Source organism: Methylomonas sp. LWB (assembly GCF_001856095.1).
Classification (GTDB): domain Bacteria; phylum Pseudomonadota; class Gammaproteobacteria; order Methylococcales; family Methylomonadaceae; genus Methylomonas; species Methylomonas koyamae_A.
This window is the reverse complement of record NZ_MKMC01000005.1, coordinates 57,503-69,564: the sequence shown is the minus strand read 5'-3', so window position 1 is coordinate 69,564 and position 12,062 is coordinate 57,503. Positions and strand designations below refer to the sequence as shown.

The following is a 12,062-nucleotide window of genomic DNA, read 5'->3' as shown; positions in this document are numbered from 1 at the left end:
CGGCGGCGGGCTCTTCGGCGCGGGCGATCGCCGGCTTAGGGCATGTACATGCCGCCGTTGACGTGCAGGGTCTCGCCGGTGATGTAGGAGGCTTGCTCCGAGGCTAGGAAGGATACCGCGTGGGCGATTTCTTCCGGCTGACCGAGGCGGCCCAGCGCGATCGCGCCCAACAGGCTGTTTTTGATGTCGGCACCCAATTCCTTGGTCATGTCGGTATCGATGAAACCCGGCGCGACGGTGTTGACGGTGATGCCGCGCGAGCCGACTTCCTTGGCCATCGACTTGGCGAAACCGACCATGCCGGCCTTGGCGGCGGCGTAGTTGGTTTGGCCGGCGTTGCCGGTCGAGCCGACCACCGAGGAAATATTGATGATGCGGCCGTACCGGGCCTTCATCATGCCGCGCGAGACGGCTTTACACATTCTGAACACCGAGGTCAGATTGGTGGCGATGATGTCGTCCCATTCCTCGTCTTTCATCCGCATCAGCAAGTTGTCGCGGGTAATGCCGGCGTTGTTGACCAGCACGGCCGGCGTGCCGAATTCGTCGCCGCTGATTTTGACGAAGTGCTCGATATCGGCGGCGTCGGCCACGTTCAGCTTGTAGCCCTTGCCGTTGTCGCCCAAATACGCGGAAATGGCGTCGGCGCCGGCGGCGGAGGTGGCGGTGCCCAGCACGTGGAAGCCGTCGGCGGCCAGTCTTTCGGCAATGGCCCGGCCGATACCCCGGCTGGCGCCGGTGACGATGGCGATTTTTTTATCCATTCAATTGCTCCACAACGTTGGCTAGGGTGTCCGGATCGTAGACCGCCAAGTGGGCGGCGTCCGGGGCGATGCGTTTGTTCAGGCCCAGCAGCACTTTGCCGGGGCCGCATTCGACAAAGGCGGTCACGCCTTGTTCGTGCATGAATTTGACGCTCTCGACCCAGCGCACCGGTTTGAATAGTTGTTCTTTCAGCGCATAGCGGATGACTTCCGGCGAGCCGTGCGATTTGACGTCCGCGTTGTGGATCAACGTCATCGCCGGCATGTCCAGCGCGGTGTTTTCCAGCAACGCCGCCAGTTGGCCGGACGCGGCTTCCATCAAACCGCAGTGCGAGGGCACGCTGACCGGCAGTTTTAACGCGCGCTTGGCGCCCAGTCCTTTCAGAGCGTCGATGGCTCTATCGACCGCGGCGGCGGCGCCGGCAATCACGACTTGGCCGGGGGCGTTGAAATTGGCGGCCGCGACGATTTCACCGTTGGCTACTTCGGCGCAGGTGTTAACTACTTGGTGGTCTTCCAGGCCGAGGATGGCCGCCATCGCGCCATCGCCGGCCGGCACGGCTTCCTGCATTAGCCGGCCGCGTTCGGCGACCAGTTTGATCGCGTCTTGGAAATTCAGCGCGCCGGAGCAAACCAAGGCGGTGTATTCGCCCAAGCTATGGCCGGCCATCCAGGCTGGACGGATCGTGGTGGTTTCGCACCAAACCCGCCAAGCCGCGACGCCCGCCGCCAGCATGGCCGGCTGGGTGTTGCGGGTTTGATTCAGGTCGGTTTCCGGACCGTTGGCGACCAGATTCCACAGATCGAATCCCAGTGCTTCGGAGGCTTGGGCGAAGGTGTGTTCGACGGTCGGGTGGGTTTCGGCCAGCGCGGCCAGCATGCCGATGCTTTGCGAGCCTTGGCCGGGGAAAACGAAGGCCAGATTGTAGCTTTGTGCGTTTGGATTCATTTCAGTACCGAATTAAAGCGGAACCCCAGGTAAAACCGGCGCCGAAGGCTTCCATCAGCACGGTTTGGCCGCGTTGAATGCGGCCGTCGCGCACGCCTTCGTTGAAGGCCAGCAGCACGGAGGCGGAGGAGGTATTGCCTTGGTTTTCCAACGTGAGGATGACTTGGTCCATCGACATGCCCAGCTTTTTGGCGGTGGCGGCGATGATGCGGGTGTTGGCCTGATGCGGTACCAGCCAGTCGATATCGCTTTGGGCCAAACCGCTGGCTTCCAGGGTTTCGTCGACGATACGGCCCAATGTGTTGACCGCGACCTTGAAGACTTCGTTGCCGCGCATGCTGATATAGGGCGCTTCGTCCTGCTTGGCGGTCGCCGCGACTTGCGGGTTGGGGCAATACAACAGGTCTTCGTAGCCGCCGTCGGAATGAATATGGGTGGACAGGATGCCGGGCCGGTCGCCGGCGCTCAGCAACACCGCGCCGGCGCCGTCGCCGAACAGGATGCAGGTACCGCGGTCGCTCCAATCGACGATACGTGAGCAGATTTCGCTGCCGACCACCAATACGGTTTTGGCGAAGCCGCTTTTGATGTATTGGTCGGCGATGCTGAGGGCGTAGACGGTGCCGGAACAGGCGGCTTGAATGTCGAAACCCACGCCGCGCTTGATACCCAGGCGTTCCTGCAATAGGCAGGCGGTGCTGGGGTAGACTCGCTCCGGCGTGCCGGTGGCGACGATGATCATGTCGATGGCGTCGGCCGGCAGATCGGCCATCTCCAGCGCCTGACGGGCGGCGATCTCGGCCATGCTGGACGCGGTTTCGTCCGGTCCGGCGATCCGCCGGCTTTTGATGCCGGTGCGTTCCTGGATCCAACTATCCGACGTATCGACCATCGTCGAAATGTCGTCGTTGGTTCGGACGGTTTCGGGCAAGTAGCCGCCGGTGCCGATCACTTGAGACCAGATTGTCATGCCACAACCTTTTGGGCTAGCGCGATTTCCAATTTTTCGCTGATTTTACGGATGACGCCTTGCGCCACTTCGACTTCGGCCAGATGGATCGCGGTTTCGAAGGCCAACGCGTCGGCGCCGCCGTGACTTTTGATGACCAAGCCGCGCAAACCGATGAAACTGGCGCCGTTGTAAAGACGCGGGTCGATGCTGTCCTTGAAGCGTTTCAGCACCGGATAGGCCACCAGGCCAGCCAGCTTGGTCAGCCAGTTTTGCGAAAAGCTGTCCTTGAGTTTGGAACTGATCATTTTCGCGGCACCTTCGATCGATTTTAACGCCACGTTACCGACAAAGCCATCGGTGACGATTAGATCGACCTTGGTATGGCCGGCGTTGATCGAATTGCCTTCGACGTAACCGATGTAGTTGAGCTCGGAATTTTCCAGCAATTTCGCGGCCGCCTTGACCTGCTCGTTGCCTTTCATGTCTTCTTCGCCGATGTTCAACAGGCCGACGCGGGGGCGTTCGATGTTTTCGACCGCCTTGACCACTTCCTCGCCCATCACCGCGAATTGGTACAGGTGCTCGGCGCTGGAATCGACGTTCGCGCCCAGATCCAGCACATGGGTGTGGCCGAAGGTGGAGGGCAGCGTGGAAATGATGGCCGGCCGGTCGATACCGGGGATCATTTTCAACACGAAACGGGCGGTCGCCATCAACGCGCCGGTATTGCCGGCGCTGACGCAGGCGTCGGCCCGGCCTTCCTGAACCAGATTGATCGCGACCCGCATCGACGAATCTTTCTTGTTTTTCAGAGCCTTTTGCGGCGGTTCGTCCATTTCCACCACCTGCGATGCATGTTCAATGCTAAGCCGGCCGGCGAATTCGGTCAGGGCCGAGCCGAGTTTGTCCTTCAGCAAGGTTTCGTCGCCGACCAGGATCAAATTCAGTTTCGGGTTTTTTCTTAGACAAACCAGCGATGCGGGTATCGTGACTTGCGGTCCGAAATCCCCGCCCATGGCATCGATAGAGAGAGTTACGCTCACGCTTGGGATTAACTCCTGTGGTCGGAAGAAGCCGACAACAGCAGAAATACCCGTCGGCTTTACGTGATGGTGAATTTGCGAAGATTAATCTTCGTCTCTGCCGGCAACGATCTGGCGGCCTTTGTAAAAACCGTCCGGGGTCATGTGGTGACGCAGATGGGTTTCGCCGGTCAGGGTGTCCTGAGACAGGGTTTTGCCGACCAATGCATCGTGTGAACGACGTTGACCGCGTCTGGAACGCGATACTTTGCTCTTTTGTACTGCCATTTCAATCTCCAGTTTTTTTAAGTTTTGCTAACACGGAAAAAGGATTGTCTGCCTTAGTCCGGCTATCGGTGTAGTCGTTGTCCGAGGAGCTGTTGCGCTCAAGACAGCGGTGCTCGTGTCTGGGAAAATCCGGAATCGCCAGCAGGATTTCGTCCTCGACAACCGCATGTAGCGAGATTTTGTCGTCGTCCAGCACTATCGGTTCGTAATCTTCCAATCGTTCGGCCTCGGTCGGCGTGGCGACGACGGCCAATTTGAAGCGAATGTCCAGTGGCCAGGCCACGCCTTGCAGGCAGGACTGGCATTCCAGTTGCACCGTGCCGACGATTTGGCCGCTCAACACGACACGCTTGCCTTCCTTGTCGAATTCCAGCCTGACGTCCACCGCGCCGTCGCGCTCGACAAGGTAATCCGACAAGCGTTCGAATTGGGCTAGCGCGAGCTGGCCCGCCACGGTGCCGCGCCTTTCGGCGAACACCAGAGGATCGATACGGTCGGGAAACTTGTCTGACATAACTGTACAATGATACAGACTACTCGCGGCCGCGTCAAACAAACACTCGATTAAACAATCACCTAGCCATGTCCGCTCTCGTTCTCGCTTCCGGCTCGTCTTACCGTCGGCAACTGCTGGCGCGCTTGCAACTCGAATTTACCGCCGCCGCCAGCGATGTCGACGAGACGCCGCTGGTCGGCGAAACACCGGCCGACCTGACGGCTCGCTTGGCGCTGGCCAAGGCTCAGGCTTTGCGCGCCGTGTATCCAGAGCACTTGATTATCGGCTCGGATCAAGCGGCGGCAATAGACGGTGCTACCCTGGGCAAACCCGGTGGTCGGGAGGGGGCGATTCGGCAGCTCGCCCTGCAAGCCGGTCGGGTCGTGACATTTTACACTGCGGTTTGTTTGCTTGACGCCGGTTCCGGCCGCTGCTGGTGCGATCTCGATGTCTGCCAAGTGCATTTCCGGCCACTGACGCCGGCGCAAATCGAGCGTTACGTCGATCGCGAACAGCCGTTCGATTGTGCGGGTAGTTTCAAGTCCGAGGGATTGGGAATCGCGCTGTTCGAAAAAATCGTCGGCGACGATCCGAATGCCTTGATCGGCTTGCCGCTGATCAAACTGACCAGGTTACTGGAACAGGCCGGCGTTTCGGTTTTGTAGGGTAGCGCGAACTTTAGTGAAAGCGCTTGCCCGGCGACAGCAATTCGAACATGTGCATGAATTCGCCTTCCACCTGTCCCATCAAGGCGATGATTTGTTCGCGGCTCAGCCGGGTCAGCGACAGCGATTGTTCCGACAGCATCGCCGCCGTGGCCTCGACGCCGTCCGCGTAGCGACCGCTATCGGCCAGCAGGGCCGAGATGTGTAGCAAGTGAGCGTCCAGCTTGTGGACCAAGGCGCGATTCGGTTCCAGGTAGCAGCCGACGGTTTCGTATAGGGATTCCGGTAGGCCCCAGCTTTTCAGTAGTTCCTGACCGACGTCGGCGTGGGTAAAGCCGATAATCTGGTATTCGAAGCCGGGTACCAAGCCGCGGTCGTGGTTGGCCGCCAGCAATACGGTCCGTGCCGCGTCGGGCATCCGTATATACAAGACCAGCGAGCCGATGTCGTGCAGTAGGCCGGCCAGAAACAGCCGCTCGGCGTGTAACACGCCGCTGCGTTTGGCGAGCAGCCGAGCGATGACGCCGCAGTGCACGCTGCGCATCCAGTAGGCGGTCATATCCACCAGCTCGCAGGGAATCCGGCTGAATTCGTCGACGACCGACGTTGCCAGGATCAGGTTGTTCAGATCGTCGACGCCGATGATGGTGATGGCGCGCGAAATTGTGTCTACCTTGGACTGAAAACCGTAAAACGGGCTGTTGACGATGCGCAGCAGCCGGGCGCTCAGCGCCGGGTCCTTGGAAATCACCTTGCCGAAATCCGTCATCGTGTAACGCGGATCGCGCACCATTTCGTTGAGTTGGAAATAGATGTCCGGCAGCGAGAACAGCTTGGTCGTGTCGTTGACCAGACTTTGTAGCGAGGACACGGGCGCTAGCCTTTTCCGTAGAGCGACATCACATGCTGGACATAATTTTGAGTCTCGGGGTAGGGCGGAATCGTGTAGTTATACTTCATCACCGCGCCTTCGCCGGCGTTATAACCGGCCACGGCCAATTTTAGGTTGGAATTGAACATCGCTAATAGATCCTTCAGGTAGCGGGTGCCGCCGTCCACGTTTTGTTCGGCGTCGCGTCGGTCGCTGACGCCGTAACGCCGCGCGGTGTCCGGCATCAGCTGCATCAAGCCGACGGCTCCGGCGGACGACACGGCATTGGGGTTGTAGGCCGATTCGGCCTGAATCACCGCATGCAACAATTTGGGGTCCATCTGATGCTTGGCGGCGGCTTTGGCGATCAAGTCGTTGAACTTGCTTTTGTTCGCCGACAAATATTTTAGATCGTGATTGTAAGTTTTGGGGCGGGTGCGGATGATCAGCCGGTAATCGAAACCTTTTTTCGGCTCGTCGGTGTAATACACCCGGCCGTCAGGCGCGACGTATTTGTAGATATCGGCCTGAACCGACCCGACGGCGAACAGCAGAAACCAAGCGGCGGGCAAGCGTTTCATCGCCATATTCGGCTAATCCGCTGCTAAGATCCTGATCGCGGCGGCGGCCCGCACCGCGTTGGCGGTGGCTTCCTCGACATCGGCGGCGGTTGCCAGCGCGACCCCCATCCGCCGGGCCGCGAAGGCTTCCGGTTTGCCGAACAGTCGCACTTCGCTGTCCGGCACCGCCAATGCTTGCGCCAAGCCGTGATAGACCACGTTTTTCGCATCGATGCCGCCCAAAATGACCGCGCTGGCCGCGACTTTGTCCAAGCCGGTGTCGACCGGCAGACCTAAAATCGCTCTGGCGTGCAAATCGAATTCACTCTGACGTTGGCTTACCATCGTTACCATGCCGGTATCGTGCGGGCGCGGGCTGACTTCGCTGAACCAGACCCGGTCGCCGCTGACGAATAATTCGACGCCGAACAAGCCCAAGCCGCCCAAGGCTTCGGTGACGCTGCCGGCGATCTGCCGGGCCAGTGCCAGCGCCGCGTCGCTCATGGCTTGCGGTTGCCAGCTTTCCCGGTAGTCGCCGTTTTCCTGGCGGTGGCCGATCGGCGCGCAAAAATGGGTTTGGACGGCGCCGTCGGCGTCCAACGCGCGCACCGTCAGCAGGGTAATCTCGAAATCGAAATCGATTTTGGCCTCGACGATGACCTTGCCGGTATCGGTTCGGCCGCCGGCCTTGGCGTAATCCCAGGCGGTCTGGAGTTGATCGGCGGATTTAACCATCGATTGGCCCTTGCCCGACGACGACATGGTCGGTTTGATGAAGCAGGGATAGCCGATACCGTTTTCGACCGCGGATTTTAACTGTTCGAAGGTTTCGGCGAAGGCGTATCGGGACGTGGGCAAGCCCAGTTGCTCGGCGGCCAGTTGGCGGATGCCTTCGCGGTTCATCGTTAGTTGGATCGCCCTGGCGTTGGGTACCACGGTTGCCGAGCCTTGCGCTTCGATGTCGGCCAGGGCGCTGGTGGCGATGGCTTCCAGTTCCGGAATGATGTAGCGCGGCTGCTCGCGGGAGATCAAGGTTTTCACCGCGTCGCCGTCGGTCATGTCGATGACGTGGCTGCGATGGGCGACCTGCATCGCCGGGGCATTGGCGTAGCGGTCCACCGCGATGACTTCGACGCCGTAACGTTGCAGCGAAATTGCGATTTCCTTGCCCAATTCGCCGCTGCCCAGTAACAGGGCTTTAGTGGCGGCGGCGCTGATGGGGGTTCCTAGTGTCATCACGATTGGGCTAAATAGTGGTCGATGTCTTGTTTGGAAAAGCCGATTTTCTTGGCGACCCGGTCGGCATGGCTGATCCGGGAAATGCCGGCTACCAACTTGAAGGTCGGTAAATCGTCGGCGAATTCGACTTGTTTGGGATCGGCGATTTTGCGTTTGACGAATTCGTCCACCAGTTGATGGTTGTGGGTAATTAGGATCGTACTGTTGCCTTTGCGGTAAAAACCGTCCAAGACATCGATCGACGATTGCATCTTCTCTTCAAAAGTAGTGCCTTCCGCCATTTCGTCAAGCACGACCAAGCTTTTCGCACTGCTGGCCAGGAAAATGTCCCGGGTGCGTTTCAGCTCGGTGCCGAAGCGGCCCTCGCCGTCGTCGAGGTGGCTGATTTCCGGTGCCTGGTAGAAAATTCGGTCGGCGACGCTGAGTTTGGCCGACTTGGCCGGTACGAAACAGCCCACCTGAGCCAACAACTGGATTTGGGTAACGGTCTTGCAAAAAGCGGTCTTGCCGCCGCTGTTCGGTCCGGTGACGCAGACCAGACGGGCTTGATCCATCGTAAAATCGTTGCCGACATAGTCCGGGTTTTTATTGCCGAGTACCGGATTTTTAGCGTCGGTCAATACCATGTCGTGGCGCTCGCCGCCGTGCAGTTCCGGCAGCACCATATCGCTGCCGTAATGTTCGGCGTATTTGATGAAGGCCAGCAATTCGTCGAGTTGGCCCAAGGCGTCCAGCAAATCGCCCAGCGCCTTGGATTGGCGGAAGATATTGCGCAACGGAATGATGCAGTTGTCGCGGTCGTAACCGCCGACCACCGGAATATACACCAAGGCCAGCGGCAAAAAGAATACCGAGGCGATCGACAGGCCGTCGCGGGTCACTTCGAATATATTGGACGGGAAGACTTTGGTGATGCCCCAGATCACCGCGACGACCAGAGCGATCAGTAGCGGCTTGAACAAGGTTGGTCGGAATATCGTCGCCGGCGCGAACGAGTGCTTGCGCTCTTCCTTGCTTTGGATGCCTTTTTCGCTGTTGTACACCGGGCCGACCATCAACGAGTATTCGTTGCTGTCGGCGAACGCGGCGATTTTGTCGAAGATGGCTTGCAAGTACGGTGTTTTCGGCTTTCCGGAATTGTGGATCGCGCCGACCAACTCCAGAGGCAGACGGATGCCGCGACTATAGGGTTTGTAGCCGTAGCCTTCGATTTGATGGTCTTGGCGGGCGGTGCCGAAACTACCCAGAAACTCGCCGAACAACAATACGTAGAGGCGTTTTTCGGTTTCGGCGGCGCGGGCCACGATGTTTTCGATGTTGTCGCGTACCGCCGGATTGTCCTGAATTTCCCGCACCGCCGCTTGTTTGGCGGCAATCGCGTCGGCGTCGGCCAACGGCTGGGTCAGCGAGCGGTACAGCACCGATTGGCCGGCGGTCGTCGCGGCGTAATTGACGTGGTCGAACAATTCGTCCACTTCGATGGTGTTGAACGCGCCTTGGTCGATGACGCCGGCGCCGGTCGGCGGCGGGGTGCTGGATCGCACCGTGGGCCATTGGTCATTCCAGCTTTCTAAGATATTCGCTTGCATGCTGCCTCCCCGGTTTTATTTTATGGTTCCGCGTTTCTAACGCGCGGTTTCGATCAAAGCTTGCATCACCTCGACGTGGGCGTCGCTGTCGTTCAAGGCCGGAATATAGCGGTAGGTTTCGCCGCCGGCTTCCAGAAAAATCTCCCGGTTGGCGATGGCGATTTCTTCCAAGGTTTCCAAACAGTCTACCGAGAATCCGGGGCACAGCACATCGATGTTGCGTATTCCCTGGGTCGGCAGTTCCGCCAAGACTTCCACGCAATAAGGTTTCAGCCATTCGGCGCGACCGAAACGCGATTGGAATACCAGACGCCATTGGCCGTCGGCCAGTTCCAATTGCTCGGCAATCCGTTTAGCGGTGGCTTGGCATTGGTAAAAATACGGGTCGCCGAGTTCGGTCAGTTTAGCCGGCAGGCCGTGGAAGGACATTAGCAGACAGTCGGCCCGGCCGTGCTCGGCCCAATGCGCGCGTACCGAATCGGCCACGGCTTTAATATAAATTGGGTGTTGGTGGAATTCGCCGATAAAACGTAGCGACGGCAGATGCCGCCAGCCGATGAAAACGTCGGCGACCACGTCGAAAATCGACGCAGTGGTGGTCGAGGAATATTGCGGATACAGCGGCACGACGACGATGTCTTCGACGCCGTTTTGCTTGAATTCGGCCAGTTTCTCGGCCAGCGCGGGTTTGCCGTAACGCATCGCATAATCGACTTGAGTGTCGGAGCCGGTCAGGCGCGCGGCCAGTTTTTCGGCCAGCCGCCGGGTGAACACGATCAGCGGCGAGCCTTGCTCGGTCCAGATCGCGCGATAGGCGTGGGCCGATTTTTTCGGGCGGAACGGCAGAATGAACAAATTCAGGATCAGCCACCACAACGGCCGAGGCAGATTGACGACGCGCGGGTCGCCCAGAAACTCGCGCAGAAAGCGGCGCACGTCGCCGATCTTGGTCGAGGCCGGCGAGCCCAGATTGACCAGCAGAACGCCGGTTTTGCGTAGCGCTTGCCGGCTCATGCTATTTGCGGTTTATCAGATTGAGGAATTCGGAACGGGTGCTGATTTCCTGACGGAAAATCCCGGTCATTACCGACGTGGTCATTACCGAGTTTTGCTTTTCGACACCGCGCATCATCATGCACAAATGCTTGGCTTCGACAACCACCGCCACGCCGCGCGCGCCGATCGCGGTTTCCACCGCCGTGGCGATCTGCCGGGTCAGTTGTTCCTGGATTTGCAGGCGGCGGCCATACATGTCGACGATCCGCGCCAGTTTGGACAGTCCCAGCACCCGGCCCTGCGGCAGATAACCGATGTGGCATTTGCCGATGAAGGGCAGTAAGTGGTGCTCGCACAGCGAATACAGTTCGATGTCCTTGACGATGACCATGTCCTCGGTGTCGGCCTGAAAAATCGCATCGTTCAGCACGTCTTCCAGCGTTTGCTGGTAGCCCTTGTTCAGGAATTTGAAGGCTTCGGCGGCGCGTTTGGGCGTGTCGCGCAAACCTTCGCGGTTGACGTCTTCGCCTATCGCTTGAATGATTTTGGAAAAGTATTCTTCCATTGCCGTCCCCCAGGTAAAAAAATGCGGTGAGTATACCGTATCACCGGGTAAATTCTAAGGCGTCCAGCAAGACCCCGGCGCCGGCGCCGGGTTTGTTGGCATTCTCGCTGAGATGGCGCCGCCAGGCGCGCGCGCCGTCGACCCCGTGGAACAAGCCCAGGATATGCTTGGTGATCGCGTGCGGGCGAATGCCCAGCCCGGCCTGTTGTTCGAGATAGGGCAGCATGGCTATCGCAATCTCGCGGCGGCTGGGAATCGGATCGCCGCTCCCGAACAGTTTTCGGTCGACTTCGGCCAGAATATAAGGGTTGTGATAGGCCTCGCGGCCCACCATCACGCCGTCGAGTTGTCGCAGCAAACTCGCCGCGCTGTCCAGCGATGTCACGCCGCCGTTGATAGCGATCGTCAGATGCGGAAAATCCTGTTTCAGGCGAAACACCACGTCGTATTGCAGTGGCGGAATCTCGCGGTTTTCCTTAGGCGATAGGCCCGACAGCCAGGCCTTGCGGGCGTGGACGATGAAGGTTTCGCAACCGGCAGCCGCCACCGTCGCGACGAACTGCGCGAGCTCTTCATAGGAGTCCCGGTCGTCGATGCCGATGCGCGACTTGACCGTTACCGGTATCGTCACCGCCGCGCGCATCGCCGCGACGCAATCGGCCACCAGTCCCGGCTCGGCCATCAGACAAGCGCCGAATCGGCCGTTTTGGACCCGGTCGCTCGGACAACCGACGTTCAGATTGACTTCGTCGTAGCCGTAGTCTTCGGCGATTTTTGCGCACAGCGCCAAATCGGCCGGATCGCTGCCGCCCAGTTGCAGGGCCAGCGGATGTTCCTCGGCGTTATAACGCAAATGCCGCTCCCGCCCGCCCTGCAAAATCGCTCCGGTGGTGACCATTTCGGTATACAGCAAGGCCTCGCGGGTCAGCAGACGATGAAAGTAGCGGCAATGCCGGTCGGTCCAATCCAGCATAGGCGCAACGCTGAAGCGGTGACTTGCGAACGGCCGGCTTTCGGTGTTTTGCATTCCTCAAAATTCCACGAAATTTCAAACTAGGGGAAGCTATCGTATCGCAACGCGGCGCTTCCTATCGAAACCGACGCGT

General features: G+C 59.3%; 14 protein-coding genes. 1 reads left to right on the top strand and 13 read right to left on the bottom strand.

Annotated elements, in window-relative coordinates; genetic code table 11:
* Window positions 1-35: 35 nt before the first annotated feature.
* The 6 genes from fabG to BJL95_RS02435 form a co-directional block, all read right to left on the bottom strand.
* The gene (gene fabG / locus BJL95_RS02460) at window positions 36-764 is read right to left on the bottom strand and encodes a 3-oxoacyl-ACP reductase FabG (RefSeq protein WP_071155215.1); all 729 of its coding nucleotides are present in this window, start codon (window positions 762-764) and stop codon (window positions 36-38) included.
* Entirely contained in the window at window positions 757-1,713 is a 957-nt protein-coding gene (fabD, locus tag BJL95_RS02455; RefSeq protein WP_071155213.1) for an ACP S-malonyltransferase, read from the bottom strand. Before fabD ends, fabG begins: the two co-directional genes overlap by 8 nt.
* 1 nt (window position 1,714) lies before the next feature.
* A complete protein-coding gene (locus BJL95_RS02450) occupies window positions 1,715-2,683 on the bottom strand; it encodes a beta-ketoacyl-ACP synthase III (RefSeq protein WP_071155211.1) in 969 nt (322 codons plus the stop codon).
* Window positions 2,680-3,708 (bottom strand): phosphate acyltransferase PlsX, encoded by a 1,029-nt coding sequence (gene plsX, locus BJL95_RS02445; protein WP_082885389.1) that lies wholly within the window; start codon window positions 3,706-3,708, stop codon window positions 2,680-2,682. Before plsX ends, BJL95_RS02450 begins: the two co-directional genes overlap by 4 nt.
* An 84-nt stretch (window positions 3,709-3,792) precedes the next feature.
* A complete protein-coding gene (rpmF, locus tag BJL95_RS02440) occupies window positions 3,793-3,975 on the bottom strand; it encodes a 50S ribosomal protein L32 (RefSeq protein ID WP_064026096.1) in 183 nt (60 codons plus the stop codon).
* A 1-nt stretch (window position 3,976) separates the two neighbouring features.
* Window positions 3,977-4,489 (bottom strand): DUF177 domain-containing protein, encoded by a 513-nt coding sequence (locus BJL95_RS02435; RefSeq protein ID WP_064026098.1) that lies wholly within the window; start codon window positions 4,487-4,489, stop codon window positions 3,977-3,979.
* A gap of 68 nt (window positions 4,490-4,557) precedes the next feature.
* On the opposite strand from BJL95_RS02435, the gene BJL95_RS02430 reads away from it, so the two are divergent.
* Window positions 4,558-5,136, top strand: a complete 579-nt coding sequence (locus BJL95_RS02430) for a nucleoside triphosphate pyrophosphatase (protein ID WP_071155209.1) — start codon at window positions 4,558-4,560, stop codon at window positions 5,134-5,136.
* Window positions 5,137-5,149: 13 nt separating this feature from the next.
* On the opposite strand, the gene BJL95_RS02425 is transcribed toward BJL95_RS02430, so the two are convergent.
* Genes BJL95_RS02425 through dusA form a run of 7 tightly spaced genes read right to left on the bottom strand, consistent with a single transcriptional unit; the run spans window position 5,150 to window position 11,983 of the window.
* The gene (locus BJL95_RS02425) at window positions 5,150-6,007 is read right to left on the bottom strand and encodes an HDOD domain-containing protein (protein ID WP_064026102.1); all 858 of its coding nucleotides are present in this window, start codon (window positions 6,005-6,007) and stop codon (window positions 5,150-5,152) included.
* A gap of 5 nt (window positions 6,008-6,012) precedes the next feature.
* On the bottom strand, window positions 6,013-6,588 hold the full coding sequence (locus tag BJL95_RS02420) for a lytic transglycosylase domain-containing protein (RefSeq protein WP_139306094.1): 576 nt from the start codon (window positions 6,586-6,588) through the stop codon (window positions 6,013-6,015).
* A 12-nt stretch (window positions 6,589-6,600) separates the two neighbouring features.
* Window positions 6,601-7,803: a formate-dependent phosphoribosylglycinamide formyltransferase gene (gene purT / locus BJL95_RS02415; protein ID WP_071155207.1), complete on the bottom strand. Its 1,203-nt coding sequence runs from the start codon at window positions 7,801-7,803 to the stop codon at window positions 6,601-6,603.
* A complete protein-coding gene (locus BJL95_RS02410; protein ID WP_071155205.1) occupies window positions 7,803-9,395 on the bottom strand; it encodes a DNA mismatch repair protein MutS in 1,593 nt (530 codons plus the stop codon). Before BJL95_RS02410 ends, purT begins: the two co-directional genes overlap by 1 nt.
* Before the next feature lie 36 nt (window positions 9,396-9,431).
* Window positions 9,432-10,409, bottom strand: a complete 978-nt coding sequence (hemH, locus tag BJL95_RS02405) for a ferrochelatase (protein ID WP_071155203.1) — start codon at window positions 10,407-10,409, stop codon at window positions 9,432-9,434.
* A 1-nt stretch (window position 10,410) separates the two neighbouring features.
* Complete coding sequence (gene folE, locus BJL95_RS02400) at window positions 10,411-10,956, bottom strand: GTP cyclohydrolase I FolE (RefSeq protein WP_071155201.1); 546 nt, start codon at window positions 10,954-10,956, stop codon at window positions 10,411-10,413.
* 40 nt (window positions 10,957-10,996) lie between these two features.
* Entirely contained in the window at window positions 10,997-11,983 is a 987-nt protein-coding gene (dusA, locus tag BJL95_RS02395; protein WP_071155199.1) for a tRNA dihydrouridine(20/20a) synthase DusA, read from the bottom strand.
* Window positions 11,984-12,062: the final 79 nt, after the last annotated feature.

Bases quoted from the DNA above. Each gene is read 5' to 3' on its own strand.
- BJL95_RS02450 (WP_071155211.1), bottom strand. From the start codon at position 2,683: ATGACAATCTGGTCTCAAGTGATCGGCACCGGCGGCTACTTGCCCGAA.
- BJL95_RS02435 (WP_064026098.1), bottom strand. From the start codon at position 4,489: ATGTCAGACAAGTTTCCCGACCGTATCGATCCTCTGGTGTTCGCCGAA.
- BJL95_RS02410 (WP_071155205.1), bottom strand. From the start codon at position 9,395: ATGCAAGCGAATATCTTAGAAAGCTGGAATGACCAATGGCCCACGGTG.
- folE (WP_071155201.1), bottom strand. From the start codon at position 10,956: ATGGAAGAATACTTTTCCAAAATCATTCAAGCGATAGGCGAAGACGTC.
- hemH (WP_071155203.1), bottom strand. From the start codon at position 10,409: ATGAGCCGGCAAGCGCTACGCAAAACCGGCGTTCTGCTGGTCAATCTG.
- fabG (WP_071155215.1), bottom strand. From the start codon at position 764: ATGGATAAAAAAATCGCCATCGTCACCGGCGCCAGCCGGGGTATCGGC.
- rpmF (WP_064026096.1), bottom strand. From the start codon at position 3,975: ATGGCAGTACAAAAGAGCAAAGTATCGCGTTCCAGACGCGGTCAACGT.
- purT (WP_071155207.1), bottom strand. From the start codon at position 7,803: ATGACACTAGGAACCCCCATCAGCGCCGCCGCCACTAAAGCCCTGTTA.
- dusA (WP_071155199.1), bottom strand. From the start codon at position 11,983: ATGCAAAACACCGAAAGCCGGCCGTTCGCAAGTCACCGCTTCAGCGTT.
- BJL95_RS02420 (WP_139306094.1), bottom strand. From the start codon at position 6,588: ATGAAACGCTTGCCCGCCGCTTGGTTTCTGCTGTTCGCCGTCGGGTCG.
- fabD (WP_071155213.1), bottom strand. From the start codon at position 1,713: ATGAATCCAAACGCACAAAGCTACAATCTGGCCTTCGTTTTCCCCGGC.
- BJL95_RS02430 (WP_071155209.1), top strand. From the start codon at position 4,558: ATGTCCGCTCTCGTTCTCGCTTCCGGCTCGTCTTACCGTCGGCAACTG.